At 75.9% G+C, this 26508-nt stretch carries 24 protein-coding genes; 17 read left to right on the plus strand and 7 right to left on the minus strand.

The window, feature by feature from the left end; translation table 11 throughout:
- Positions 1 to 269 precede the first annotated feature (269 nt).
- The 5 genes from ACZ5WK_RS09840 to ACZ5WK_RS09860 all read right to left on the minus strand — a co-directional run bounded on the left by ACZ5WK_RS09840 (position 270) and on the right by ACZ5WK_RS09860 (position 5360).
- On the minus strand, positions 270 to 2303 hold the full coding sequence (locus ACZ5WK_RS09840; protein WP_465546663.1) for a copper resistance CopC/CopD family protein: 2034 nt from the start codon (positions 2301 to 2303) through the stop codon (positions 270 to 272).
- A gap of 13 nt (positions 2304 to 2316) precedes the next feature.
- Positions 2317 to 2823 carry a copper chaperone PCu(A)C gene (locus ACZ5WK_RS09845; RefSeq protein WP_465546665.1) on the minus strand — a complete coding sequence of 169 codons (507 nt, stop codon included), beginning with the start codon at positions 2821 to 2823 and terminating at the stop codon, positions 2317 to 2319.
- Positions 2820 to 3488 (minus strand): SCO family protein, encoded by a 669-nt coding sequence (locus ACZ5WK_RS09850; protein ID WP_465546667.1) that lies wholly within the window; start codon positions 3486 to 3488, stop codon positions 2820 to 2822. The genes ACZ5WK_RS09845 and ACZ5WK_RS09850 overlap by 4 nt, the downstream gene beginning before the upstream one ends.
- An 88-nt stretch (positions 3489 to 3576) precedes the next feature.
- Positions 3577 to 4332, minus strand: coding sequence for a YcnI family copper-binding membrane protein (locus ACZ5WK_RS09855; RefSeq protein WP_465546669.1), 756 nt, complete (start codon positions 4330 to 4332; stop codon positions 3577 to 3579).
- A 188-nt stretch (positions 4333 to 4520) separates the two neighbouring features.
- Positions 4521 to 5360 (minus strand): hypothetical protein, encoded by an 840-nt coding sequence (locus ACZ5WK_RS09860; RefSeq protein WP_465546671.1) that lies wholly within the window; start codon positions 5358 to 5360, stop codon positions 4521 to 4523.
- A gap of 230 nt (positions 5361 to 5590) precedes the next feature.
- Between ACZ5WK_RS09860 and ACZ5WK_RS09865 the strand changes: the two genes are divergently transcribed.
- Complete coding sequence (locus ACZ5WK_RS09865; protein WP_465546673.1) at positions 5591 to 6262, plus strand: ATP-binding protein; 672 nt, start codon at positions 5591 to 5593, stop codon at positions 6260 to 6262.
- Between the two features lie 64 nt (positions 6263 to 6326).
- Here the strand turns inward: ACZ5WK_RS09865 and ACZ5WK_RS09870 are convergent, their stop codons facing one another.
- Complete coding sequence (locus ACZ5WK_RS09870) at positions 6327 to 7301, minus strand: LAETG motif-containing sortase-dependent surface protein (RefSeq protein WP_465546675.1); 975 nt, start codon at positions 7299 to 7301, stop codon at positions 6327 to 6329.
- Positions 7302 to 7460: 159 nt separating this feature from the next.
- Here ACZ5WK_RS09870 and ACZ5WK_RS09875 point away from each other — a divergent pair, with 159 nt between their 5' ends.
- From ACZ5WK_RS09875 to ACZ5WK_RS09915, 9 genes are all read left to right on the plus strand, one after another.
- On the plus strand, positions 7461 to 8369 hold the full coding sequence (locus ACZ5WK_RS09875) for a LysR family transcriptional regulator (protein WP_465546957.1): 909 nt from the start codon (positions 7461 to 7463) through the stop codon (positions 8367 to 8369).
- Between the two features lie 59 nt (positions 8370 to 8428).
- Complete coding sequence (alc, locus tag ACZ5WK_RS09880) at positions 8429 to 9517, plus strand: allantoicase (protein WP_465546677.1); 1089 nt, start codon at positions 8429 to 8431, stop codon at positions 9515 to 9517.
- Between the two features lie 98 nt (positions 9518 to 9615).
- Entirely contained in the window at positions 9616 to 9846 is a 231-nt protein-coding gene (locus ACZ5WK_RS09885) for a hypothetical protein (RefSeq protein WP_465546679.1), read from the plus strand.
- Between the two features lie 37 nt (positions 9847 to 9883).
- Positions 9884 to 11203, plus strand: coding sequence for an amidase (locus ACZ5WK_RS09890; protein WP_465546681.1), 1320 nt, complete (start codon positions 9884 to 9886; stop codon positions 11201 to 11203).
- A gap of 168 nt (positions 11204 to 11371) precedes the next feature.
- Positions 11372 to 13903, plus strand: a complete 2532-nt coding sequence (locus ACZ5WK_RS09895) for an ABC transporter permease (RefSeq protein ID WP_465546683.1) — start codon at positions 11372 to 11374, stop codon at positions 13901 to 13903.
- Between the two features lie 242 nt (positions 13904 to 14145).
- Positions 14146 to 14730, plus strand: a complete 585-nt coding sequence (locus tag ACZ5WK_RS09900) for a TetR/AcrR family transcriptional regulator (RefSeq protein ID WP_465546958.1) — start codon at positions 14146 to 14148, stop codon at positions 14728 to 14730.
- A gap of 220 nt (positions 14731 to 14950) precedes the next feature.
- On the plus strand, positions 14951 to 15865 hold the full coding sequence (locus ACZ5WK_RS09905) for an alpha/beta hydrolase (RefSeq protein ID WP_465546685.1): 915 nt from the start codon (positions 14951 to 14953) through the stop codon (positions 15863 to 15865).
- Complete coding sequence (locus ACZ5WK_RS09910; RefSeq protein ID WP_465546687.1) at positions 15862 to 16584, plus strand: TIGR03086 family metal-binding protein; 723 nt, start codon at positions 15862 to 15864, stop codon at positions 16582 to 16584. The genes ACZ5WK_RS09905 and ACZ5WK_RS09910 overlap by 4 nt, the downstream gene beginning before the upstream one ends.
- A 232-nt stretch (positions 16585 to 16816) precedes the next feature.
- Positions 16817 to 17638, plus strand: coding sequence for an integrase (locus ACZ5WK_RS09915; protein ID WP_396322807.1), 822 nt, complete (start codon positions 16817 to 16819; stop codon positions 17636 to 17638).
- A gap of 165 nt (positions 17639 to 17803) precedes the next feature.
- Here the strand turns inward: ACZ5WK_RS09915 and ACZ5WK_RS09920 are convergent, their stop codons facing one another.
- Positions 17804 to 18835: a helix-turn-helix transcriptional regulator gene (locus ACZ5WK_RS09920; RefSeq protein WP_465546689.1), complete on the minus strand. Its 1032-nt coding sequence runs from the start codon at positions 18833 to 18835 to the stop codon at positions 17804 to 17806.
- A gap of 199 nt (positions 18836 to 19034) precedes the next feature.
- Between ACZ5WK_RS09920 and ACZ5WK_RS09925 the strand changes: the two genes are divergently transcribed.
- The 7 genes from ACZ5WK_RS09925 to ACZ5WK_RS09955 form a co-directional block, all read left to right on the plus strand.
- A complete protein-coding gene (locus ACZ5WK_RS09925; RefSeq protein WP_465546691.1) occupies positions 19035 to 19283 on the plus strand; it encodes a hypothetical protein in 249 nt (82 codons plus the stop codon).
- Between the two features lie 137 nt (positions 19284 to 19420).
- Positions 19421 to 21205, plus strand: a complete 1785-nt coding sequence (locus ACZ5WK_RS09930; protein ID WP_465546693.1) for a serine/threonine-protein kinase — start codon at positions 19421 to 19423, stop codon at positions 21203 to 21205.
- Positions 21193 to 23076, plus strand: coding sequence for a YcaO-like family protein (locus ACZ5WK_RS09935; RefSeq protein ID WP_465546695.1), 1884 nt, complete (start codon positions 21193 to 21195; stop codon positions 23074 to 23076). The genes ACZ5WK_RS09930 and ACZ5WK_RS09935 overlap by 13 nt, the downstream gene beginning before the upstream one ends.
- Before the next feature lie 11 nt (positions 23077 to 23087).
- A complete protein-coding gene (locus ACZ5WK_RS09940; protein WP_465546697.1) occupies positions 23088 to 24635 on the plus strand; it encodes a nitroreductase family protein in 1548 nt (515 codons plus the stop codon).
- Positions 24632 to 25615, plus strand: coding sequence for a thiopeptide-type bacteriocin biosynthesis protein (locus ACZ5WK_RS09945; protein WP_465546699.1), 984 nt, complete (start codon positions 24632 to 24634; stop codon positions 25613 to 25615). The genes ACZ5WK_RS09940 and ACZ5WK_RS09945 overlap by 4 nt, the downstream gene beginning before the upstream one ends.
- Positions 25612 to 26085 carry a hypothetical protein gene (locus tag ACZ5WK_RS09950; protein ID WP_465546701.1) on the plus strand — a complete coding sequence of 158 codons (474 nt, stop codon included), beginning with the start codon at positions 25612 to 25614 and terminating at the stop codon, positions 26083 to 26085. Before ACZ5WK_RS09945 ends, ACZ5WK_RS09950 begins: the two co-directional genes overlap by 4 nt.
- 280 nt (positions 26086 to 26365) lie before the next feature.
- On the plus strand, positions 26366 to 26508 hold a 143-nt coding region (locus ACZ5WK_RS09955; protein WP_465546960.1), incomplete at its 3' end, for a thiazolylpeptide-type bacteriocin.

Genomic DNA, 26508 nt, shown 5'->3' on the forward strand with positions numbered 1-26508 from the left:
AGGGGCGCGGTCCGGCTCTCCCCCGGGAAACGGCGCCTGCCCGTCCCAGGGGGGAGTCGGGTCGGTGTGGGGTGTGTCCGGGGTGCCCCCCCCCCTCCCCCCCCCCCCCCCCGCCCCGGCGCTCGCCCCGGCCACCAGCCCGGCCCCGGCGGTGCCCAGCAGGGCCCGCCGGGTGACGCCGCCGCGCGGCCTCCGGCCGGCCTCTCCCGCGCTCGCGGCGCTCTCCGTACTCTCCGTGCTCTCCGTACCCGTCGTGCCGTCCATCGCGCTCACCCGATCTTCAGCGGTTTGATCTCGGTGGTCTGGTCGATGTCCGAGGAGCGGACCTGCACCGACACCACCCAGTTGCCGGCCAGTGGCAGCTGCGCGGTGCCGCTCCAGCGGCCGGTGCCCTCGGCGGTCAGGGTGACCGGCAGCGGGCCGAGGTCGCGGTCCGGCAGGGTGAAGGCGAGCTGCACCTCGGGGACGTCGACCGGCTGTCCGTCCGCGCCGTCCAGCCTGAGGTGCACCTCGTTGGCTCCGGTCCGGGCCGGGTTGAGGGTGACGGTGGCGGTGCCCTTGGCGTTCGGCGTGCGGCCCTTGGTGTCGTAGGGGAGCTTCAGCTCCAGGGTCTGGCCGGGCACGGTCTGCGGGGCGGGCGTGCCGCCCGGGGCGGGTGCGGTGGCGGGGGCCCCGGCCGCGACCTCGCCCGCCACCCGGCCGGGCGGCGAGTTGGTGAGCATCGTGGTGACCACCAGCACGGCCACCGCGACCAGCGCCTCGACCAGGACGGAGCGGCGCAGCCCGGCCCGGGTCGGGGTGAGCCCGCGGTCGCGCCCGGCGCTCTGCCGGGCGGCCTGCTGGCGGGCCAGCTGGGCCTGCCGGACCGGGTCGTCGGAGTGCGCGGCCACGGCAACGGGCTCCGGCGCCTCGGCCGGCGCGACCGCCACCGCCTCCTCGGGGGTGGCCCGCAGCCGGGCCAGCCACGAACGGGAGGTCCAGGCGACGCCGAGCATCGCGACCACGCAGCCGGTCTTCACCAGCAGCAGCCGCCCGTACTCGGTGCCGGTCAGCGCGCCCCAGCTGCCCAGGCCGCGCCAGGACTGGTAGATCCCGGTGGCGGTGAGCACGGCGACCGCGGCGAAGGCGAGCCTGGAGAAGCGGTCGGCGACGTCCGCGCCGATCCCGTGGCGCAGGCCGACCAGCAGGGCGGCCAGGCCGCCCAGCCAGAGCGCCATCGCGATCAGGTGCAGCACGCCGAGCGGCAGGGCCAGCCAGACCTGGATGCCCACCGCGGCGTGGTCGGCGCCGACCCAGGTCGCCGAGAGGGCGACCGCCAGCACCAGCCCGGCCACTCCGAGGCCCAGCCGGGCCTCGCGCAGCGGCCGCTCGGCGGCGCGCTGCTCCAGCTCGCGCAGCTCCCTCTCCTCGGCGTCCTCCGTGCCGGTGCCGGTGCCGGTGCCGGTACCGGTGCCGGTACCCGGGCTCGCGGCCGAGGGACCGGTGGTCCGCTGCGGCTGCCCGAGCTGGCCGACCAGCAGAGACAGGAACACCCCGCTCGCCGCGAGCAGCAGCAGCCGGGCGGCCAGCGCGGTGCCGATCCGCTCGTCCAGCGTGGCGCGCACCAGCGACAGGTCGAGGGCCTGCCCGACCCCGGAGCCCCGCTCGTACGGGCCGCGCAGCATCAGCACCGCGACGGTGGAGACCAGCAGCGCCACCCAGCCGGACATCAGCAGCCGCTGGACCGCGCGCTGCGCCGCCCCGGCGGGCCAGCAGATCAGCACGAACGCGGCCGCGCCGGCCAGCAGCGCGAACGCCCCGTACGCGACGGTCCGGCCGGCGCCGTAGAGGGCGGCGACCACGCCGTCGGCGTCGGCGCCGCTCAGCGCGGTGGCGGAGACGGAGGTGTCCGAGGGCGCGCCGACGGAGAAGGTGAACGCGCCGCCGATCGGGTGCGAGTCCTCGGAGACGGCCCGCCAGGCCACCGTGTAGGTGCCGTTGGCCAGCCCGCTGTTCAGCCCGACGCGCGCGGTGCTGCCCTTGCCGTCGGCGTGCGCCGGGTTGCCGGTGTCGACCGCCTTGCCGGCCGGGTCGAGCACCCGTACCGAGTCGCCGGAGAGCGACACCGACTCGCTGAAGGTCAGCGTGACGGTCTGCGGCGCGGTGGCGACGACCGAGTTCTGGTGCGGGTCGGTGGACTCCAGGGTGGCGTGCGCCGAGGCCGGTCCGGCGCAGGCGAGCATCAGCGCGAGGACGGCGCCGAGGGCGCCGAGCAGCCCGGCGAGTCTGCGGCGGGTGGTCTGCGGCAACGCGGCCTTCAGCATCTCGCGGGTCCCTTTACTGCTGGCCGGGGCGGTAGGTGAGCTCCTTGACCGGCACCTTGACCGAGATGGTGCCGGTCCGGGCGAAGGTCAGGTCGAGCTCGAGTTCGTCACCGAGGACGGGGGCCTTCTGCCATCCCATGATCATGAGGTGGCTGCCGCCGCGGGCGAGCTGCAACGCGCCGTGCGCGGGGACGTCGAGACGCTCGACCTGCTCCATGGTGGTGGCGGTGGAGCGGTGCATGGTGACCGAGCCGGCGGCCGGGCTGGAGACCTTCACCAGCTGGTCCCCGCCGCCGTCGTTGCGCACGGTCAGATAGCCGGCCGCCATCCCGCCCGCCGGGGGCAGCGGGATGTAGGAGTCGGCGACGCTCAGCCTGGCCGGTCCGTCGGCAGCTGCGGCGGCGCCGTCCTGGCCGCCCGCACCGCAGGCGACCAGGATGGCGCCGCCGCCCAGTGCCGTCGCCAGCACCGCGCCCGCGAGCGCCGTCCGCCGGAACCCGAGCACGCCGGTGCCCTTCACGCCGGGACCCCCTTGGCGAGCAGCGGGAGGTCGTGCTCGTACGTCTTCTCCTCGGTGCCGCTGAGGTAGAGGACGTGCGCCTTGTCGTCCGAGGGCAGGAAGGCCAGCACCTGCGCGCCGTGGGTGGAGGTGACCGTGCCGTCGGCGTTGACCACCGGGTCCTCGATCATGATGCCGAGCGACTTGGCGGCCGTCTTCACCTTGGCGAGGTCCCCGGTGAGGCCTATGAAGTCGGTGCCCATCGAGTCCAGCCAGGTGCGCAGCACCTGTGGGGTGTCGCGCTGCGGGTCGGTGGAGACGAAGACGACGTTGACCTTCTGCCGCTCCTCGGCGGAGAGCTTCTTCATCGCCACGCCGATGTCGCCCATGGTGGTCGGGCAGACGTCCGGGCAGCTGGTGTAGCCGAAGAAGAGCAGCGTGGTCCTGCCGTTGGTCTTCTGCCGCAGGTCGTACGGCTGGCCGGCGGTGTCGGTCAGCTGGAGGTCGGGCTTCTCGAAGTTCTTGCCGAGCACGGTGCCCTCGTAGGGCGAGTCGGCCTTCTGCTGGGTGACCTTGGCGGGGCCGGTGCCGCTGCCGCCGTCGGAGCCGCAGGCGGTCAGGGTGAGGGCGGCGGCGAGGGCCACGGCGGCGCCGGCCAGGAGGGTGGTGCGGGTGGTGCGGGCCATGGGGGATCCGATCGTGCGCGGTGGATCACCGGCGGGGCCGCCCCGGGGTACGGGTGCGGCGCGGGGACGGCCCCGCCGGTGCGAGGGGTCAGGAGGCCGAGCCGCCGCTCCTGCGGCGCAGGCCGAGGATGCCGAACGCGGTGCCGATCACGCCGACCACGATGCCGACCACGCCGAGGACCCGGGCGGTGGAGTCACTGGACTTGGTGGAGCCGGCGGCCTCGTCCTTGGCGCCGTCGTGGCCGTGGCCGTCGGCGGCCGGGGCGGCGGAGGCGGTGACGCCGTGGCCGTCCTCGGAGGTGGCCTTGGTGAGGGCGAGCACGGGCGCGGGCTTGGCCGGCTCGGGCTGGCCGTCCTTGGCCTCGTCGATCCAGCGGACGACGTCGCCGTTGTCGTAGCTCTGCAGTGCCTTGAAGGTCAGCTTGTCGGTGTCGGTCGGCAGCGGGCCGAGCGAGACGCGGAACTCCTGGAACTGGCCGGGGGCGATCTTGGTGCCCGCGTCGGCGGTCCAGGTGATCTTGGAGACGGCCTCGTTGACGTCGTTGCCGTGCACCTTGATCGGCTTGTCGAGCTTGGACTTCTCGACGGTCGCCGTCCAGCCCGGCATCGGGAGGGTCCGGACGGAGGCCAGCGGGTGGTCCAGCGGGAGGTTGACCTCCAGCTTCACCGTCGAGGCGGTGTCGTTCTCGTTCGGCACCCGGAAGTCGACGGCGGTGTAGCCGCCCTGCGGGGCGCTGCCCGGGTTCACGGTGACGTGCGCGAAGGCCGGGCCGGCCAGGGCCACGACGGACGCGGCGGCGGTGAGGGCGACGGCGGCGATACGACGGGCGGGAAGGGAACGCATGATGGCGGGGTCTCCGTTCGGAGGCTCGGCGGCAGGCCCGCTGCGGGCACGGTGATCCGTGCGCCGGCGGGGCCGCGCGGCGTGGGGACGAGTGGGGGGAGGCCGCTGACCGCGCGAGGGTGCGGGTACGGCTCTGCTGCCGCGTACACCCGGGGCCCGGAGCGAGTGGGCGCTCCGAGGACGGCGGGTCAGTACGCGAGCGCCCCGAACGGAGGGCCGCGCCGCACCACGCTGTGCCGCAGCGCGGCACCGGCCGGCAGCGGGTGCTCCCCGCCGCGCGCGTCGAACCGGCGGGCCGGGCCGCCGGGCGTGCCGAGCAGGCCGCGCAGCAGGACGGCGGCCAGTGCGAACGCCGTCCGCAACGGCGTCGCCCAGTGCTCCCGGGCGGCCGCGGCGGTGATCCGGACCAGCCGCCAGAGCGCGGCCTCGCCGCGGCGCAGCCACCAGCCGGCCACCAGGGCGGCGGCCAGGTGGCCCGCGAGCATCGACGGCGTCATGCCGAAGAGGCCGCCCTGCCACCAGGGCGCGACGGCGTACGCCTGCGGGTCCAGGCCCGCGCTGGAGACCAGCTGCTCGGCGGACGGGTTGCCGGGCAGACCGGTCAGCGTGCCGGGGCGGGCTTCGTTGCAGATCAGCCGGCCGGCCACCTGCGGCAGGGTCAGCGGCCCGGAGCCGCCGTGGTGCATGCCGGCCATGGCGCCGGCCGCCGCGGTGGCGTGCCCGCCGAAAGCGTGGAAGAGACAGTGCAGGCCGAGCTGGCCCGCGCCGAGCGCACCGGCGATGGCGGCCAGCGAGCGCTCCCGACCGCCGAAGGCCACCGCGAGGGCGAGGACGGCCGCGAAGCCGGTCGCGAGCGCGGCCGGGGCCACGTTCCCGCCGCCGGCCAGGGCGTGCCCGGCGGCCGCGATCAGCGTGCAGACCAGGGCGAACGGCACCGCCCGCGCAAGCCGCAGATCCCAGGCGGCGTCCCCCACCGGCGCGTCCGGTGCGAGGGCGCCCGGGTGCGGGGCGGCGGCGAGGGCAGTCATGGCGGGGCCCATCATCTCATCGCCTACAGGGGGGACACGGGCAGGGTGGGAAATCCCTACGAATGCCCCGTTCGGCCCCGGCGTGAGACCCCCGGTGTGCGCCGCTCGGCACAGTCCGCGGCCCCAGTCCATCCGCCGAACGGGCGGTGGCGGACCTCCGGCACGGTTCGCCGCCGGATCGCCCGGAGATACCTAGTTGTATGTGGAGCCGCAGCCAGGAGGGACCTCCCGTGGACATCTGGTGGACTCTGCACCTCAAGCGCGACCCGGCCAGCGTTCCGCTGGCCCGGCGCATCCTGCTCGGTGCGATGGCGACGGCGGGCGTGGACCCGCAGGTCGCCCACGACCTCGGTGTCGCCCTCAGCGAGGCCTGTGCCAACGCCGTCGAGCACGGCGCCGGCGGCCGGCCGGACGAGGGCTTCCAGGTCACCGCGTCGATCAACGGCGACCTGCTGCGGATCGAGGTGACCGACTCCGGGCCCGGCGTCTCCGCCCCTGCCACCGGCCCCGCCGCGCCCGCCGCGCCTGCCGCTGCCGGACCGTTTCCGCTGCGGCGGCCGGCCGCCCCGCCGGCCCGCCCAGCGGTGGCCGGCCGAGGGCCCCGCCGCAGCCGGCGCGGGCGGGCCAGCGTCCCCGGGCCGGTCCTCACCGCCCACCGTCCCCGCCGCGAGGGCCGTCCCTACGACACCCATGTACTGCCCTGCCGGCCCCCGGCCCCCACGCTGCGCCCGGTGGACCTCGACACCCTCCCCGACCTCACCGCCGAGTCCGGCCGCGGCCTCTTCCTGATCCACGCCCTCACCGACCACGTCCAGCTGCGCAACCACCCGCTGCGCGGCGCGATCGTCAGCTTCGACAAGATCCTCAAGTGGCAGGACGACGCCCTCCTCCGGGCCTGCTGATCCCCGGTACGCCGAAGGGGTACGGGCGGCGCGCCCGTACCCCTTCTCCTGTTGCCGACCGGGGTCAGCTGTGCGCGCCGGCCTTGCGGCGGCGCAGGACGAGCAGAGTGCCGGCGCCCGCGGCGAGCACGGCGGCGCCGCCGAGGGCGATCGGGAGGGTGTTGGAGCTGGAACCGGTCTGGGCCAGCTGCGGACCGGCGGCCGGGCTGGTGGCGACCTTGGCGGCACTGGTGGCCGGGGCGGGGGTGGTCGCGGCACCGGCCTCGGCGACCTTGAACTCACCCTCGTAGTAGCCGTAGAACTGGGTGCAGGCGTTCGGCTTGTTGTTGGCCGGGGTGGGGACCTTGTCGTTGTCGAACGCGTCCGAGCCGGAGTCGTAATTGGCTCCGTACTTCCCGGCCGGGGCCTTGGCGGTGGCGGCTATCCGGACCTGGACGGTGTGCTTCTCGCCCTTGGCCAGCTTGAAGTCGGGCACCGGCAGCGCGCGGTTGTCGAGCTTCGCGGGCTTCCAGCCGGATCCACTGTTCAGCTGGACGTCGAAGAACTCGGTGCTCCACTGGACCGGGCCGTCCCCGTCGAATTCGTCGGTGACATAGAGGGAGTTGTGGACGGCGGGCAGGTCGACGCCGCTGTTGTTCTCCCAGGTCACGGTGATCTCGGCGGCCGGGCCGCCCTTGATCAGGGTGGTGCCGTACAGGCCGGTGCCGGTGACCTTGAGGAGCGAGCTCTGGTACACCCCACCGTGGCAGCGGTCGTTGAACGTGGGCGTCGGCGCAGGGCTGGTCGGCCGGACGGTGGGCTTCGCCGTGGCGGTGGCCGACGGGGTGCCCGTCGGGGAGGCGCTCGGGGAGCCGGTCGCCGTCGCGGTGGCCGACTTCGTGCCCGTCGGGGTCGGGGTCCCGGTCGGGGTGGGCGTGGCCGAGGTGGTCGCGCTCGGGCTCGGCGAGATGGCGGCGGCGCCGGCGGTGGCCGTGCCGACGGTCGCGCCGAGGGAGAGCGCGAGCAGCGTGGACGCGGCCAGTAGGCGGGAAGAGCGCACGATCTTTGCCCCCATTGAGGTGAATGATGTCTCTTTATGCGCGACTTGACGCCTGGTTGTGATCATCGGCGGTGCGCAGGAGCGGCACCCTATCGAGGGGTGGGCGCCGGGCTTCGGCTGGGGTGGCCGGAAGGGATCTACGGTGGCGCGATGGGTGCGGTGGGCGAGTGGGATCTGCGACGGCTGCGGGTGCTGCGGGCGGTCGGTGAGTGCGGCACGGTGACGTCGGCGGCCGAGCGCCTCTGCCTGTCGCCGTCGGCGGTCTCGCAGCAGGTGTCGGCGCTCGCGAAGCAGCTGGGCGCGCCGATGCTGGAGCCGTACGGCCGGCGGGTCCGGCTGACCAGTGCGGCGCGGCTGGTGCTGCACCATGCCGAGCTGGTGTTCGGGCAGTTGGAGCGGGCCGAGGCGGAGCTCGCCGGGTACCTGCACGGCGAGGCCGGCGAGGTGCGGGTCGGCGCGTTCGCCACCGCGATCGGCGGGCTGCTCGTGCCGGCGATCGCCCGGCTGCGCGAGGCGGCACCCCGGCTGGGCGTGCGGGTGGTCGAGGCGGAGGCGGCCGGGGCGTACGGGCTGCTGGCGGCGGGCGACGTCGACCTGGCGCTGTCGCTCGCGGTGCAGCCGGCCGGCGGCGACCCGCGGTTCGTGGAGTCGGTGCTGCTGAGCGACCCGCTGGACGTGGCGCTGCCGCCCGGCCACCCGCTGGCCGGCGCGCCGGGGCTGCGGCTGGCGGATCTCGCCGGTGAGCCCTGGATCTACGGCGCCGCCGGGCCCTGGCGGGAGATCACACTGGCGGCCTGCGGGGACGCCGGGTTCAGGCCCGAGCGGGCGCACACCGCGGCGGACTGGACGGCGATCCTGGCGATGGTCGCGGCCGGCCTCGGGGTGGCGCTGGTGCCGCGGCTGGCGTCGGCGGGGCGCGGGGGCGGGGCGGTGGTCCGGGCGCTGCCCGCCGACCTGCCGACCCGCCGGGTGGTCGCGGCGGTCCGGGCCGGGACGGAGGCGACACCGCCGCTGCGCCGGGTGCTGGCCGCGTTGGTCGAGGTCGCGGCGACCGTTCAGCCGGAGTGAACGGTTTGCTCAGTTCTTTGTGATGGACCTGACGAGTGGGTCGGGGCCAAGGTGGATCCATGGCCACCGACAACGCTCCCAGGACCCTTCCCGACGCCGACGCGCTGCCCTACGCGGGTGGCAACCCCTACGCCGACTACCGCAGCGGCGACTTCGCCTTCACCGCGCTGACCGACCTGGCCGACCGCCGGCTCGGCGGCGCCGTGATCGCCGCCAACGACGAGCTGTTCGCCGAGCGCGAGAACCTGCTGCTGCCCGAGCCGGCCGAGTTCCGCCCGCACACCTTCGGCAACAAGGGCCAGATCATGGACGGTTGGGAGACCCGCCGCCGCCGCGGCGCCGGCACCGACCGCCCGCACCCGGCCGCCGACGACCACGACTGGGCGCTGATCCGCCTGGGCGTGCCGGGAGTCGTGCAGGGCGTGATCGTGGACACCGCGCACTTCCGCGGCAACCACCCGCTGCAGATCAGCCTCGAAGGCGCCGAACTCCCGGGCACCCCGGGCCCGGAGGAGCTGCTCGCCGGCTCCACCGTCTGGCACCCGCTGGTGCCCCGCTCGCCGGTGCGCGGCCACGCCGCCAACGGTTTCGCGGTCGAGGGCGGCCGCCGCCTCACCCACCTGCGGCTCAGCCAGTACCCCGACGGCGGCATCGCCCGGCTGCGGGTGCACGGCGAGGCCCGGCCGGACGCCGCCTGGCTGGCCGCGCTCGGCACCTTCGACCTGGCCGCGATCGAGCACGGCGGCACCGTCGAGGACGCCTCGGACCGCTTCTTCTCGCCCCCGTCCAACCTCGCGCTGCCGGGCAGGTCCCGTGCGATGGGCGACGGTTGGGAGAACCGCCGGCGCCGGGACGACGGCCACGACTGGGTCCGGCTCCGGCTGGCCGGGCGCGGCGCGATCCGCGCGGTGGAGATCGACACCGGCTACTACGTGGGCAACGCGGCCGGCTGGGCCGCGCTGTCCGGGCGGGACGAGCAGGCCGCGGACCCGCAGGAGTGGTTCGAGCTGGTGCCGCGGACCAGGCTCCAGCCCGACGCCGTCCACCGCCTGGTGCTGGACGCGCCCCGGCCCGCCACCCACGTCCGGCTCGACGTCTTCCCCGACGGCGGCATCGCCCGGCTGCGGCTGCACGGCAGCCTGGTCTGACCCCGTCCCGCGCGCGGCCGGCCTCGTCCCCCGCCACCCGGTCCGGCCGGCGGACTCCCCCGGTTGCCGGTGCCGGACCGCCGCCGGACGATGGGGAGATGATGCACCAGATGCGCGCCGAGTACGGCGACGGCGGCCCGGCCGCCGGGGTGAGGCTGTGGCACATGGTCCGCGGCTCCGACACCGTGGCCATGTGCGGCCGGGAACTGGACGAGGACGCGCCGTTGCTGGAGCCGGTGGAGTGGGGCAGGACGCCCGAACTCTGCTGCCACACCTGCGGCGCGTACTACCTGCGCGAGACGCCGTACCTGGCGCCGGAGCACCAGTAGCGACCGTGGGCCGTCAGGCAGGTCTACCGTGGTCGGTATGGAGGAATCCCTGGTCCGGCCGCGGTCGTTGGTGCGCGAGGCCGCCGAGCTGCGGGCCGGCCGCCCCGGCCTGGCCGTCCACGTCGACCGGCTCTGCGGCCGGATCGAGCAGGTGGACCCGCTGATCCACGCCTTCGTGCCAGAGCCCGGCCGTCCCGAGCGGCTGCACGCCGAGGCCCGCGCGCTGGCCGCGCGGTACCCCGACCCGGCCGCCGCGCCGCCGCTGTACGGGGTGGCGGTCGGGATCAAGGACATCGTGCACGTCGACGGTCTGCCGACGCACGCCGGATCCGCCCTGCCGCCGGGTGTGCTGGCCGGGCCGCAGGCCGTCGTGGTGGACCGGCTGCGGGCCGCGGGCGCGCTGGTCGCGGGCAAGACGGTGACCGCCGAGTTCGCGGGAACCGCCCCCGGCCCGACCCGGAACCCGCACCACTCCGGGCACACCCCGGGCGGCTCCAGCAGCGGCTCGGCGGCCGCCGTCGCGGCCGGGCTGGTACCGCTGGCGATCGGCACCCAGACCGTCGGCTCGGTGATCCGGCCCGCCGCCTACTGCGCCGTGGTGGGGTTCCGGCCGACCTACGGGCGGATCCCGGTGGACGGGGTGATCCCGAACGCGCCGAGCTTCGACACCCTGGGCCTGTTCACCGCCGACCTGGCGGGCGCGGCGCTGGCGGCGCCCCTGCTCTGCGACGACTGGCGCGCCGAGGAGGCCCGCCCGGCCGGACGGCCGCCCGTCCTCGGGGTGCCGGCCGGCCCCTATCTGGAGCGGGCCCTGCCGGAGGCGCGGAAGGCCTTCGACGAGCAGCTGGAGCTGCTGGCGGAGGCTGGCCTGACGGTGCGTCGGATCGATCTGCTGCCCGACTTCGCCGACCTGGTGCGGCAGTTGCAGACGATCAACCGGTTCGAGCAGGCCCGCACCCACGCCGACTGGTTCGCCCGCTTCGGCGGCCTCTACCGGCCGGAGACGGTGGCCGGCATCCGGCACGGCCAGGCCGTCCAGCCGGAGGACTACGCGGCCGCGCTGCGCGCCCGCGCACACCTCCGCGGCCGGATCGCCGAGGCGTGGGCGGCCTCGGGGGCCGACCTCGTGGCGGCGCCCGCCGCGACCGGTCCGGCCCCGTCCGGGCTGGGCAGCACCGGTGAGGCGGTGATGTCGCTGCCGTGGAGCTACGCCGGGCTCCCCGCGCTCAGCCTGCCGGCCGGTACGACGGCGGACGGACTGCCGCTGGGCCTCCAGGTGGTCGGCCCGGCCGGCGCCGACGAACGGCTGCTGGCACAGGCGGCCGTGCTGGAACGGGTGTTGGGGGCCTGCGGGTAGCGCGGACAGGGGGTTAACCCCCGCCCGGATCCGCCGGACCGCCGCACTGCGCCCGCACCCGGGTGCGCGGGAGGGTGAGTCCATGCCGAAGCCGCCCCGCCACCCCAGCCCGCAACGCCGTTCCCGCCGGGCCGTCCTCGCCCCGACCCGCCCGGGAGCGTGGGTCTGATGCTGTTCTCCTACGCACTCCAGAGCCTGAACGCCCGCCGGTCCAGCTTCGTGGGCGCCTTCTGCGCGCTGTTCTTCGCCGCCCTGACCGTCACCGCCTGCGGCACCCTGCTGGAGACCGGCCTGCGCGGCGAGATCCGCACCGAGCGGTACGCGGGCGCTCCCCTGGTGGTGGCCGGCGATCAGCAGGTGCACCAGACGACCGTCAAGGACAAGGGCAACGGGAAGACCAAGACCAAGGAGAAGGCCAAGCCGCTCGCCGAACGGGCCTGGCTGCCCGCCGGGCTGGCCGACCGGATCGCCGCCGTGCCGGGTGTCCGCGCCGCCGTGCCCGAACTCACCTTCCCCGCCCAGCCGGTGGCCTCCGACCGGCTCCCCGGCCACGGCCACTCCTGGGCCTCCGCCGAGCTGACCCCGTTCACCCTCACCGAGGGCCGGGCGCCGGGCGCGGCCGACGAGTTGGTGGTCGACGCGGGCCTGGCCGCGCGGGCCCGGCTGCACGTCGGCGACCGGCTGACCGTCCGCTCCACGCAGACGCCCGTCGCCTACCGGATCTCCGGCATCGCCGGCGCCCGGGGCGTCGAACTCACCGAGCAGAGCGCGCTGTTCTTCAGCCCGGCCGAGGCCGAGCGGCTGGCCGGCCGGCCCGGCCAGGTCGCCGCGGTCGCCGTCCTGCCCGCGCCCGGCACCGATCCGGCGAAGCTCGCCCGTGACCTCGCCCCGGCGCTGGCCGGCAGCAACGCCGTCGTCCACCGCGGCGCCGACCGCGGGCAGGCCGAGTTCCCGGACGCCGCCGGTGCCCGGGTGAAGCTGGTCAGCATGGGCGCGGCGATCGGCGGCACCGCGCTGCTGGTGGCCGTCCTGGTGGTCAGCGGGACCTTCGCCCTGATGATCCAGCAGCGCGGCCGGGAGATCGCCCTGCTGCGCGCGGTGGCGGCCACGCCCGGCCAGGTGCGGAGGATGATCGGCGGCGAGGCGCTGCTGCTGGGCCTGGCCGCCGGCGCGCTCGGCTCGCTGGCCGGGCTACCCGCCGGCGGGTGGCTGTACGACGGCTTCGTCGACCTCGGCGCCGTGCCGGACACCCTGCACCACACGCTGAGCGTCTTCCCGATGTTCGCCGCGGTGGCCGCGACCCTGCTGGCCGGCTGGGCCGCCGCCCGGATCTCGGCCCGCCGGACGTCCCGGATCCGCCCCGGCCAGGCCCTGTCCGAGGCCGCGGTCGAGGTGCCGGGCGCCGGCTGGGCGCGGGCGCTGGCGGGGGCTCTGGTGCTGGTCGGCGGCATCGTCCTGGTCGCCGTCCTCGCCGTGCTGGACACCGAGAAGGCGGCCACCCCGGTGACCTTCGCCGCCGTGGTGGTGCTGGCCGTCGCGGTCTCGCTGCTCGGCCCGGTGCTGGCCCGGGTCGCGTCCGCCGCCATCGGCGGGGCCCTGCGGGTCTTCCCGGTCAGCGGCCACCTGGCCGCCGCCAACCTGCGGGCCGAGTCCCGCCGGCTCGGCGCCGCCGCCGCGCCGCTGGCCCTGTTGACCGCGATGGTCTGCACGGTGCTGTTCACGCAGTCCACCCTCGGAGGCGCGGCCGCCCGGCAGGCCGAGGACGGCGTCCGCGCCCCGTGGACGCTGGCCGCGAGCGCGCCGGGCGTGCCCGGCCAGGCGGCGCAGGCGGTGCGGGCGCTGCCCGGCGTCACCGCGGTCACCGAGGTGCTCCGCAGCTCGGCCCGGATCGACCTGGAGAAGTACACCGTGCAGGGCGTGACCACCGAGGGCCTGGCGGCGAGCTGGGACCCGGGGGTGACGGCGGGCACGCTGGCCGGATTCGGCGACGGCGACCTCGCGGTCAGCGCGACGGCGGCCGGCAGCCTCGGGGTGGGCCCCGGCTCCACCGTGCGGCTGGTCCTCGGCGACGGCACCCCCGCCACCCTGACCGTCCGGGCCGTCTACGCCCGCGGTCTCGGCTTCGGCGACCTCACGCTCTCGCACGCCCTGCTGGCCCGGCACGTCGACAATCCGCTCGCCTCCGCCGTCCTGGTGGCCGCCGACGGCCAGGTCACCCGGGAGCGGCTGGGCGCGGCGGTGGCGGGATTCCCCGGGGTCCGGGTCCTCGACCGGGCGCAGAGCGGCGAGATCGCGGCCGAGGCCCGGCAGAACGGTGCCGAGGCCAACTACCTCGGGATGGCCCTGGTGCTCGGCTTCACCGCGATCTCGGTGGTGAACACCCTGGCCATGGCCACCGCCGACCGCCGCCGGGAGTTCGCCCTGCTCCGGCTGACCGGCACGACCCGGCGCCAGATCCTCGGGATGCTGCGGCTGGAGTCGGTCGCCGTGGCGGTCACCGGTGTCACCGTCGGCTCGGCGATCGCCTTCGCGGTGCTCACCGCCTTCAGCCTCGGCATGACCGGCACGGCCGACGTGGCCTGGGGCTGGACCGGCTACGCCGGGGTGCTGGCGCTGGCCGCGGTGCTGGCCCTGGCCGCCACCACCCTCCCGGCCCGGCCGGCCCTGCGGGCGCCGGCCCTGGGAGTCCCGGCCAAGTGAACGGCGGCGTCCACCGCTATACCCTGGCGGGACGCAGGCGCACCGGGCGGCTCACGACTGTGGGCCGCCCGGCGGCGCTCCCGCTACGACGGGTCTCCCGTCCCGACGGACAGCAGAGGTGGACTGTGAGCGGTTCTGTCACGGACCGGTACACGGACCCGCGAACCGACGGACGCGCGGCCGTCCGTGCCGACGGGCGGGCCGACGGACGGGTCCAGCGCGGTGAGGAGACCCGCCGGGCGGTGCTGCGCCGTGCGGTCGAGATCGCCTCCGTCGAGGGGCTGGACGCGCTGTCGATCGGCCGGCTGGCCACCGACCTCGGGCTGAGCAAGAGCGGGGTGTTCGCGGGCTTCGGCTCCAAGGAGGAGCTGCAACTGGCCACCGTCCGGGCCGCCCGGCGGATCTTCGCGGACGCGGTGGTCACCCCCGTCCAGGACACCGCCCCCGGCCTCGGCCGGGCCCGGCGGCTCTGCGAGAGCTGGCTGGCGTACTCGCGGGCCAGGGTCTTCCCCGGCGGCTGCTTCTTCTACGAGGTGAGCGCCGAGTTCGACGCCCGCCCCGGCCCGCTGCGCGACGCGCTGGCCGGCTGCGCCCGGGAGTGGCGCGACCTGCTGCTCGACACGCTGGCGCAGGCCCGGGCGACGGGCGGGCTGCGGGCCGACGCCGACCTGGAGGACCTGGCGTTCGCGCTGATCGCGGTGCTGGAGACGGCCAATTCGCAGGCCCTGCTCTTCGGCGAGGACACCCCGTACGACCGGGCGGGGCGTGTGGCGCTCGGGCTGCTGCGGGCGGAGGCGGCCGACCCGCGGGCGCCCGAGCTGGCCTGATCCCACGCGCCTGATCCCCCCTGCCCGGCCACCCCTGCCCCCCACCCCTGCCTGGCCCCCACCTGTCTGATCCCGCGTGCCTGGTCCCGCGCCTGATTCCCGCGTGGTGTCCCGGCGGCCGGCTCTCGGCCATAAAACTGCACGAACGGTCGTGCTAATATCTTCCGCAGTTCGGCCCCCGCACCCAGGCAGACCCGTCAACACCGACAGGGAGTCCCCGATGGACCCGGCCGTCGCACTGATCCGCACCACCCTCAACGCCACCTCGCTGATCGCCCCCGGCCTGGCCGGCCGGGCCGCGTTCCGGCTCTTCCGCCACCCCCTGCGGCGCGGCCGGGTGCGCACCCTCGAACGCGAGGTCCACGCACAGGCCGTCACCGAGCGGCTCTCCGTCCGCGGCGAGCCCGTGGTGGTCTACCGCTGGGGCGACGGCAGCCGGCCCGTCCTGCTGCTGCACGGGTGGCAGTCCCGCGCCTCGCGGTTCGCCGCCTTCGTGCCCCGGCTGAGGGCGCTCGGCCTGAGCCCGGTCGCCTTCGACGCCCCCGGCCACGGCGACTCCGGCGGCCGCACCAGCACCGTGCTCGACCTCCGCGAGCTGGCCGGCCGGCTCCAGGAGCGGTACGGCGGCTTCGAGGCGGTGGTGGCGCACTCGCTCGGCGTCAACGCCGCCTTCCTGGCCCTGCGGGGCGGCCTGCGGGCCGGGCGGCTGGTCGCGATCGCCGGGGTCAGTGAGGTCTCCTTCATGCCGGCCGCCTTCTGTGCCCAGGCCGGGCTGAACGGCGTGGTCGAGCGGCGGCTGCGGCGGCTGATGGAGCGCGAGATGTTCCCCGGCGTCGGCGACGTCACCGAGTACTTCGACGCCGCCCGCCGCCCCGAGGAGATCGGCCTGCCGATCCTGGTGCTGCACGACGAGGGCGACGACGTGGTCGCGGTCGGCCACGCCCGCCGGCTCAAGGCCGCGTACGGCGACCGGCTCGACCTGGTCGTCACCCGGGGCCTCGGCCACCGCCGGATCCTCACCGAACCCGCCGTCATCGACAACGCCGTCGGCTTCCTGGCGGCCGGCCGTCCTGGCGGCCCGGACCTCGAGCGGGACGTCGCACAGGGTGTCGCGCGGGAGGTCGGTGCCGCATGAGCCTGCTCGAACTGCACGCCCGGTCCCTGGCGTTGGCCGCCGAGGTGATCACCACCGTCCAGCCCGAGCAGCTGGTGCTGGCGACGCCCTGTGCCGGCTGGACGCTCCGCCGCCTGCTGGAGCACGTGGTCGGCCAGCACCGGGGCTTCGCCGCGGCCGCCCGGGGTGCCGGGCCCGACCGGGCACTCTGGCGGGACGTCCCGGTCAACGGCGATCCGGCGGGCGCGTTCCGGCGCTCGGCCGAGGAGCTGACGGCGGCCTTCACCGAGGCGCATGCCACGGCCGGACGCGAACTCTGGCTGCCCGAGATCCGCGACGGCGGCCCCTTCCCGTTGCGCCAGGCCGTCGGCTTCCACCTGCTGGACACCCTGGTGCACGCCTGGGACGTCGCGGCGGCGCTGGGCGTGCCGAAGGGGATCGCCGAGGCGGTGGACGGCGAGGAGCGGCTCGCGGCCGCCCTGCTGTCGGTGGCCGGGCTGGTGCCGGCCGCGCCCGCGGACCGGGCGCCGGGGCGGGCGTTCCAGGAGCGCCGTCAGCAGGCCGACGGCGCCGGGCCGTTCGACCGCGCGCTGGCGCTGCTCGGCCGCGACCCGGCGTGGACGCCGCCCGCCGGCCCGGGGCCGGGCTCAGCGCCCGTCGCGCTGCTCGTCGGGGAAGCGCGGTCCGCCGATCAGGAAGAGCAGCGCGGCGATCGGAAAGCCGATCGAGGCGGCCAGTAGCACGAAGAACTGCCAGACCATTTCTCGCTCCTCGCCAGTCCTGGGGAGGCCCGTCAGCGCCGGAAGGCCGGGCCCCCCGAAGGAGATCCCAAACCCCGCAGGCCCTGATTGGCCGAATTGTCCACTCGGTATCCGACGGTATGGCCGAATTACTTCCGTTGCCACCGGGACGGACCCGCGCGCCGCGTGCACGGGTCTGGGCCTGCGCGCCGTCGGCGGCCACACTGTCGGGATGCAGGTACAGCTCGCAGGGGAAGCACGGCGGCCGGACCGCGAGAGCGAGGACTTCGCGGCGGCCTCGCCGGAGGCGCTCGTACTGCTCGACGGTTCGAGCTCGCCGACCGGCCTGGAGTCCGGGTGCCGCCACGGCACCCCCTGGTACGTACGGCGGTTGGGGGTGCATCTGCTGGCCCGGCTCACCGACCGCGCGGACCGCTCGATCGGGGAGTGCCTGGCCGACGCCATCGCGGAGACGGCCGCGCTGCACGGCGGCCGCTGCGACCTCGGCCACCCCAACACGCCGGCGGCCATGGTGGTCGCCGCCCGTCGGCACGGCGCCGCGCTGGAGTACCTGGTGCTCGGAGACTCGCTGCTGGTGCTCCAGTTCAAGGACGGCCCGCCGAAGGTGATCGGCGACAACCAGCGCTTCCCGGGCGGCGAGGAGCTGCGCCGGCAGGTCTGGTCGACGGTGCCCGGCTCGGCCGAGCGCGCCGCGCTGCACCTGGAGTACGCGCTGGCCGTGCGCGCCGCCCGGAACACCGGCAACGGCCCGTGGATCGCCGCCGCCAGCCCGAAGGCGGCCCAGCACGCCGAGACCGGCTTCGTCGGCGTGGACCGGTTGCACGCGGTGGCCGCGCTGACGGACGGCGCCTCGCGCTACACCGAGCGCTTCGGTCTGGGCAGCTGGGCCGACGCGCTGCGGCTGCTCGCCGAGTCGGGGCCGGGGGAGCTGATCGCCCAGGTGCGGGCGGTCGAGCGGGCGGACGCAGCCTGCGAGCGCTGGCCGCGCGGCAAGGCGCACGACGACGCCTCGGCCCTCTACGCGTTGCTGTGACGGTGGCCGTGGCTCTGCTCACGGCCGGGAGCCCCGGTCGTCCGGGCGGGCCCGTCGCACCCGCCGGAGCGGTGCGGCGGTCCGGGAGTCCGCGGCGGTCCCGGAGTCCGGTGCGGCGGTCCCGGAGTCCGGTGCGGCGGTCCCGCGCGGCGGACGGCGGTCCGCTCAGGCGGCCGCCGCGGTGACGACGCCCGCCCGTTCGGCGAGGACGCCGGCCTGGAAGCGGCTGTCCGCGCCCAGGCTGCCCATGAGCTCGGCGATGTGCCGGCGGCAGGTGCGGACGGACATGCCCAGGCGCCGGGCGGCCTGCTCGTCGGTGCTGCCCTCGGCGAGCATCCGGGCGATGGAGCTCTTGATCGCCGCGCCGGCCTCGCCGTAGCCCGCGACCACGCTGCGGGTCTCCTCCTGGCCGAACGGCAGGGCCCGGCCCCAGCACTGTTCCAGCGAACGGTAGAGGTAGTCGACGAGGGCGGGCTCGCGCACCATGACGGCGCCGCTGGGTGCGCCGATCCCCGTCCGGGGAATGAAAGCGACCTCGCGGTCCACGATGACGACGCGGTCGACGATCTCGTTGTCGGTGCGCAACTCGCAGCCGGAGGCGGTCAGTTGGCTGGCGTAGTGCTGCATGGCCGGATTGACGCGGACGGTGTGCTGGTACAGCGCCCGCATCCGAACGCCGCGGTCGAGCAGTTCGAGGTTGCGCTCGAGCGCGTCCGCCATGCCCTCGGTCGAGCCGATGCCCGGGTGTGCGCTGAACACCTCCGTACGGCAGTTCCCGGCCAGCTCCTGGAACATGGCGCGGACGTCGTCGGGGTTCTCCATCACGTCGATCGCCTCGGAGCTGCTGCGCTCGCGCCTCATCTCGTAGTAGAAGGGCACCAGCCCGAGCAGCTCGGTCCGCACCTGGGCGGCCTGCTGCTGGCGCGCCTGCAGCGCGGCGTTGATGGGGCCGATCAGTTCGGCCGCGGCGAGCTCGGGGTTGGTGGCGATCAGCGCCGAGGAACCGTCGGGGGCGGGGCGCAGCAGGCGGAGCTCGGAGAGGGCGCCGGTCGCCTGCTCCAGTTGGCCGGAGGTCAGGCCGAGCTCGTCAGCTGCCCGTTCATCCAGCCGGCCGTGTCTGACGGCCCAGGTGAACACCCTCGCGGCCGTCTCGTCGAGGCGGCCTGAAAGTGACGGAAGGATGTCCGGACTGACCATGATTGCCCCCGTTTGATCATAGAGATTTCGCTGCGCTGCAACTTTATGACAGGGGCGTGCGGTGGAGATCCCCCCAACCGGCGGGCCACTGTGGAGCTGCACCGGAAAGCAGGTGCGGCTCCCGGCCGGAAACGGCGGAGGAGTCCGAGGGAACGTACGACGCCGTGATCCGGCGATCGACACAACGGGGGAAAACACCATGGGCAAGCGCCTTGCTTCCTGCTTCGTTCTGACCGCTCTCGCCACCGCGGTCATGGCCGGCCCGGCGTCCGCCGCGACCGCCGGCACTGCCACCACCGCCAGCACCGCGACCACCACCACCGCCGCCGCCGGCACCGCCACCGCGTCGGCGGCCGGGCCGGACGCCGACCCGCTGCACCTCGTCCCGAAGCCGGTCGGGCACAAGCCGGGCAAGGACGGCGGCCACGGCGACCTCCGCTGGGAGTGACCGCGGGAGCCCCGCCGGAGCCCGACCCGGCCGCGCCCACCCGACCTGACCCGACCTGACCCGACCTGATCTGCGCTGATCCGACCCGCGATCGAGGACCCATGTCTGCCGCACCTTCTCCGCTGCCGCTCCGCGGCGTGCGATCCCGCCCCGGCGTGCACTACGCACCGGTCAGCAAGGGCGTGTACGTCTCCGCCGCCAAGGGGGCGTTCCTGCTGGCCGGCCCGGCGAGCCTGTTCCAGCTGGTCGACCGGCTGACCCCGCTGCTGGACCGCGGCGCCACCGAGGACGAACTGGTCGCGGCGGCCGGCGCCGAGAAGACCCGCGGTGTCGTGCGCTGGGTGGCCGGACAGCTCCTCCTGCGCGAGCTGCTGTTCGACCTCGACCGGCTGGACACCGCGGAGCCCGGGCCGGACGAGCGCGCCGCGTACGGTGACACGCTCGCCTACCTGGAGACCCGCAGCGACGACCCGTACACGGCCTTCCGCCGGGTGCGCGAGGGCCGGGCGGCCGTCCTCGGCCGGGGGCCCGCCGCCGAGTCGGCGGCCCGCGGCCTGGCCGCGGCCGGCTTCGGCAGCGTCGTCCTGGCCGGTACGGACGGGAGCGCCCCGGACCCGTCCGGGCTGCTGCTGCTCGACCCGGAGCTCGACCGCGTCGTGCTGCCCGCCTCCGCCGCCGAGGCCGCCGGACTGCTGTCCGGTGCCTGCGTGGCGGTGGTCGTGGACGCCGCGCCGTCGGTCGACGCGACCGCCGAACTCGCGCCCGGTGCCGCGATCGTCCCGGTGACCACCTCGGACGCGACGCGGGCCGGTGGTCCCCAGGTCGTCGGCCCGCTGCGGACGGCGGGCGAGGCGCCCGGTCTGCACGGCAGGCTGGTCGAGCGTGCGGTGATCCGGCAGGGTGACCAGGCGCGGACCGTACCGTCGCCCACCGGCGCCATCATGGCCGGCGCGCTCGCCGCCCACCGGGCCTTCCAGCACATCGGCCTCGGCACGCCGGAGAGCTCCGTCTCGGTGGTGCACGGTCCCGCGCTGGAGTCCGACGAGGCCGTGCTGGCCGGATCGGGTCAGGCCGAGTGGAGCGGCATCCGCAGCCTCGGCGACGCCGACCCGTCGGGGCTCGCGCCGGTCGTGACCGAGGAGGTGCTCACCGACTCGCTGCCGCTGTTCGCGCCCTGGACCGGCCCGTTCCGGTGGATCGCCCCCGACGACCTGCCGCAGCTCCCGTCCGCCCTGGCCGTCCTCGAAGGCCTCACCCCCGACTTCGGCAGGCCCCTCGTCCGCCGCGGCATCGACCACGGCTCCGCCGCCGTCCAGGCGATCCTCGCCGGGCTGCGCGTCCTGGCCGCCGTGCCGTACCCGCCCGGGATCCGTGTCCTGGAGCGCTCGGTGTCGGCCGCCGGAACCACCGAGGCGCGCTGGCTGCTGGACGGTGTCCTGCGGATCCTGGCACGCTCCGCCGCGACGCCGGCCACCGTCCTGGGCTGGGACGACATCACCGACCACGACACCCTGCGGTTCTGGCGCACCCTGGAGGAGTACGAGGACCAGCCGGTCGCGCTCACGCTCGGCCGCCCCGCCGGACTCGCCGGCCCCTGGTGCACCGTCACCGTGGCGGACGCCCGTACCGGCGCGGTGCTGGGCTCCGCCTGGGGCGACAGCACCGACCGGGCCGCCGGCCTGGCGCTGGCCGCGGCCCACGGCGCCCGTCGGGCCGAACAGGCCGGTCAGCCCGGCACCGTCGACCCGGCGCCCGGAACCGAACTGATCGACCTGATGACCGAGCCGGAGCTGAACGCGCTGGCCGGGGACATCGAGACGTACTGCCACGCCCACGGGGTGCGGCCGCTCGGGGTCCGTGTCGTCGCCGACCCGCTGGCCGGGGAGCAGAAGCTGTGCTGGGGGCCGGTATGGCTGTCCTGACGATCGCCGAACCGCCCACCCCCTGGGCGGAGTTCGCCGAGCTGCACGGTGCCCGCCTGAGCATGAGCGAGGGCTGGGACACCGAGGTGGAGCGCGCCGCCTGGACGGCGGCCCGCGAGGCCGGGGTGCCGCTGCTCTCCGTCCGGGTCCTCCCGGACGAGGTGCAGATCGGCCCGCTGTGGGACCCGGCCGCGGCCGCGCCCTCCTGCGCGGGCTGCGCCGAGGCGCGGGAGCGACTCGCCGCACCGATCGCCGGCGGCCACCCGATCGCCCGCGAGTGGGGTGCCCGGCGCTCCGGTACCGGCGCGTCGCCGCTGCTCCCGCTGCTGGCCCGGGCCGCGCTGGCCGCCGGAACCCCCCTGGCCCCGGGCGAGCTGCTGTCCGTCCGCCCGGGCGGACTGCGCCGGCACCGGATCGCCCGGTACCACGCCTGCCCGGTCTGCGGGGACGCGGGCATGCCCCACGACCGCACCGCCGCGCCGCCCGTCCGGACGCCGGAGCCCCTGGTGCTCGCCGACCGTCCGTCGCCGCAGCAACTGCCGCTGCGCGAGCGCCCCGGCCTGCCGATGCCCGCCGACGAGCTGCACCGGCGGACGGTCGACGCCCGCTTCGGCCCCTTCGTCGGGGTGCAGCGGGAGACCCAGGCCCCGTTCGCGATGAGCAACGCCGTGATGCCCGGCGGACCGGTCGGCGCGGGGCACGGCCGCGGCGCCACCTACCGGGAGAGCGATCCCGTCGCCATCCTGGAGATGTACGAGCGGATCGGCGGGTTCCCGTACGGTACGGGACGGGTCGTCAGGAACCTCGCCCACCAGGGCATCGACCTGCCCGCGCTGGACCCGGCCACGCTGGGCGGGCACACCGCGCGACAGCTCGCCCACCCCTACTGCCGGGTGCTGCCGTACGCGCCGGACACCCCGACCGACTGGGTCTGGGGCCACCGCATCCCCACCGGGGAGCCGGTGCTGGTGCCGGCCGAAGTCGGCTTCTACCAGTACAAGCTGCAGCGGGAAGGCGACCGGAAGATCCACTTCCTGGAGTCCTCCAGCGGCTGCGCGCTCGGCGCGAGCCTGGAGGAGGCGGCGCTGCACGCCCTCTTCGAGGTCACCGAGCGCGACGCGTTCCTGCTCGCCTGGCACCGGCGGCGCCCGCTGCCGGCCATCGACCCCGCGTCGGTGCGCCGGGAGCGCAGCCGGGAGCTGATCGGCCTGATCCGCTCGCGCGGCTACGACGTGCACCTGCTGGCGGCGAGCCAGGACATCCCGCTGCCCTCGGTGTGGGTGCTGGCCGTCCACCGGGACGGGCTGTTCCCCGCCAGCTACTCCGCGGCCGGTACCCACCCGGACCCGGAGGCCGCCGTCGAGGCCGGCCTGTGGGAACTGGCACAACTGGTTCACGAGCGGGTGCCGTTCGACCCGGCGGCGGTGGAGCGGATGATCGCCGACCCGTTCGAGGTGCGCGTGCTCGACGACCACTACCAGCTCTACAAGCGGCCCGAGCTGCTGCCCCGCGTCACCGAGGTGCTGGGCGGGCCGGTCGTGCGGCTGGACGAGGCCTTCCCCGGCTGGCCCGACGCCCTGCGCCCGGCGGCCGGCGCGCGTCCCGACGTACGGGCCTCGCTGGAGACCGTGCTCGGCCTGTACGCCGACGCCGGAATGGACACCGCCATCGTCGTCGACCAGTCCACCCGGGACCACCGTGACCTGGGACTGGCCGCCGCCAAGGTGATCGTCCCCGGCACGCTGCCGATGACCTTCGGCCACGCCAACCAGCGGCTGCTCGGCCTCACCAGGCTGACCGACGGCCTCCTGGTCGACGGCCGCCCGGTCACCGCCGACGACCTTCCGCTCGACCCCCACCCGTTCCCGTGAGAGGAGGACCGATGAGCCAGACACTCGAACGCGACGCTCTGCCCGGCACCGCCGAACCGCGGGGCACCGCCGAACCGCGGCGCACCGACGCCCCGAACGGCACCGACGACCTGCGGGAACTGCGCCGCTTCGCCTTCGAACAGGGCGCCGGCAAGGCCTTCGTCGCCCCGGGCCCGCAGATCGACCCCTTGATCGGCACCACCAGCGGGCAGCTCCCCGCAGCGGTCCGCCCCGACGCCGGCCGCCCGCTCGCCCTCGGCACCTCCCGGCTGCTGCGCCGCACCCCCTTCCCCGCCGGCCTCCGGCCGCAGGACGGGCCGGCAGCCGGTGAGGAGACCCTGGACCACCTGCTGGTCACCGCGTTCGGCCTGCAGCGCCGGGAGCCGTCGAACTCCTTCAACGACCACCGCGTCGTGCCGTCGGTCCGCAGCAAGTTCCCGGTCCGCCCCTACCTGCTGCAGGACGGCGCCACCCGCTACCTGGACGTCCAGCGCCACGCGCTCCTGGACGTCGAGGGCACCCCCGCCGCCCCCGGCGAGCACGGCACCACCGTGGTGCTGGCCGGGCGGCACACCGACCTGCCGCCGCAGTACGCGCTGCTGCGCGGCCCGCTGGTGGACCTCGAAATCGGTCACAACCTGCGCAGCCTGTACCTCGCCGCCCAGCTGTTCGGGGTGCGGGCGGAGCTGGAACTGCCGACCCCCAACCCCGAGGGCCTGGCCGAGCGGATCGGCATCCGGCCCGCCGAGGGCTGGGCCTACCCGGTCGCGGTCCGGCTGGACGGCGCGACCCCGCGCTGGCGTCCCGGTATCGACCGGCCGGCGCCCACCGGAGACCAGGCACTGGACCGGGTGCTGCGGATCGACCGGATGACCCGGCCGTCCGGCGCGCCCGCCCCGGCGGCCGAGGCCACCGGCACCGGCCCGTACCCGGTCGAGGGCAACGGCCTGAGCTGGGCCGAGGTGCTCTGGAACCGTACGGCCGGGCGCACCCCCGAGGGGATCGGCGGCTTCTCCGGCGTCCGGGCGCCCCAGCCGTACGCCGCCGTCGCCGACAGCCTGGCGCTGGCCTGCGCGCCGCCGCCGTCCCCGCTGCTCGCCGCCGTCGCCGGGCACGTCCGGCTCACCCTCTGCGTCCAGGACGTCGAGGGGCTGCCGGACGGCATCCACCGCGTCGAGGACAACAGGCTCACCGGGCACCTCGCCCGGCCCGGCGTGCACGCCGCGCTGGACTCCCAGTTCGGGTACCCGCTGAGCGGCGGCAACGACTGCCCGGTGCGGCACGCCACCTTCGTCTGGACCTTCACCGCCGACCTGCGCGCGCTGTTCGCCGAGTTCGGGCCCGGCGCGTGGAAGCTGCTGCAGTACGCGTGCGGCTGGTCGGCACAGGGCCTGGTGCTCGGCGCCGCGGCGTACGGCATGTACGCCCGGCCGGCCCGCGCCTTCGACGAGGTGCGGATCGCCCGCACGCTGGAGCTGGACCGCGACCAGACCGCCGTCTTCCAGGTGGTCTGCGGCACCGGCCGGTTCCGCGAGCCGATGCTGGACCTGCGGTCATGACCGGCACCCTGGACGGCAGACCCCGCTGGAGCTGCTGGCACCTCCACCTCGACTCCGCCGCACCGGCGCTGGTGGACACCGTCCTGCTGGACGTGGTCGAACCTGTGGTGCGCGAGCTGCGGGCCGACGGCGCGATCACCGGCTGGTTCTTCATCCGGTACTGGCAGCACGGGCCGCACCTGCGGCTGCGGCTCGCCGGTCTGGACGAGGCGGCCGAGCCCGGCGTCACGGCGGCGCTCGCCGAACGGCTTGCCCCGGTCAACGCGGGCGTCCCGGACGGCGAACGGATGAGCACCGAGCAGTACCACCGGAGCACCGGCCCGATCGCCAAGGCCGGCGAGGGCGGCGCGGACGGCTTCGAGGCGTTGCCGCTGGCCGAGCTGCGACCGGGCGGGGTGCACCGCGAGCCGTACGCCCCGGAGACCGACCGCTACGGCGGGCCGGCCCTGCTGGGGCTCAGCGAGTCGCTGTTCGGCGACAGCAGCGAGCTGGTGACGGCCGTCCTGCGGGCCCGTCCGACCTGGAACGGCCGGGTGACCTTCGCCCTGCTCACGATCGCGGCGGCGGTCCGTGCGGCCGACCCGGACCACGTTTCCCAGGAGCGGTTCCTGCGCGGACTGCGCACCTCCTGGCTGACCTGGGCCGGGCGCGCCGAGCACCCGGGCATGAACCCGCTCGCCGCCCGCGAGGCGTCGCTGCGCTCCGCGGAACTGCTCGCCGAGCGCTTCCCGGGCGGGCCGGGCGCCCTGCCCGGTGCCGGCCGGGCCGCCGACCGGTGGGCGGAGCGGCTGGGCGCCGCCATGGACGTCTGGCGGGACGCCGCCCTGGCCGGGGCGCTGAGCTCCAGCCCGCCGGAGATCCTCGCCTCGCACCTGCACATGACGCTCAACCGGCTGGGCTTCGGCCCCGAGCAGGAGGTTTTCCTGCTCAGCGTGCTGATCGAGCTCTGGGCGGGCCAGCGTACGGCGGCCGCGGCGTGACCGTCACCGGGACGGCGGCCGGGACGACGGCCGTCCCGGCCGGCGGGTACGAGCGCGCCTGCGCCACCCTGCTGCCGGAGCTCGCCGAGCGGGTCGGGCCGCCGCCGGCGGAGGGCCGCTGGTTCGCGCTGGAGCGGGCGGCGGGCCGGTACGGCCGGGTCCTCCTCCCGCTCGGTGACCGGGTGTACCACGGCCACGCCTTCGCCGAGGCCTTCGCGGCCGCCCTCGGCACGCCGGCCGGACAGCCGGACGGATCCTTCTGGTGCGTGCTCGCCGGCGAGCCGCGGACCGACCCGGCGGTGTTGGACGGCATGCGCTGCGGTCTGGCGCGCGCCGCGGCCGCCCACGGCTTCGCGGTGCGCTGGCCGCGGGTGCACGACCAGGAACTGCTCGACATGGCCGCGCAGTTGGACGGCCTGGACACCGGCGTCCTGCTGGTCGCCGAACTGTCCGACCAGGCGCCCGCGTAGCCGACCGGGCACCCGCGCCGCAGGCCGGGGCACCCGCGTAGCCGGCGAGGAACCCGCGTAGCCGGCCAGGCGCCCGCGCCGCAGGCCGAACGACCGGCCGCCCGCGCGGCCCTTTCCCCGGGATCGGCTGATCCCCCCCACAGACCTCCCCCGTCAGGGGTGAGCGCCGGCCCTCCCGGGCCGGCCCCGCCGCGCCGGCATCCGCCGCGCGGAGCCCGGAATGCGGCCCGAACGGGCCCGCTCCCGGAGCGAACCGATGAGATCCCATGGAGATCCACAGATGAGCGAGTCCGTGAACACCCCGCAGGCCGAGCAGTCGGCCGAGGTCCCGACGGTCGACGTCGAGGAGCTGTCGGTGCTGGAGGTCGGCGACGCCGCCGCCCTGCCGGAGATGGGTGCCTCCAGCGGCGGCACCATGTGCTG

Source organism: Kitasatospora sp. NPDC032757, assembly GCF_055579305.1.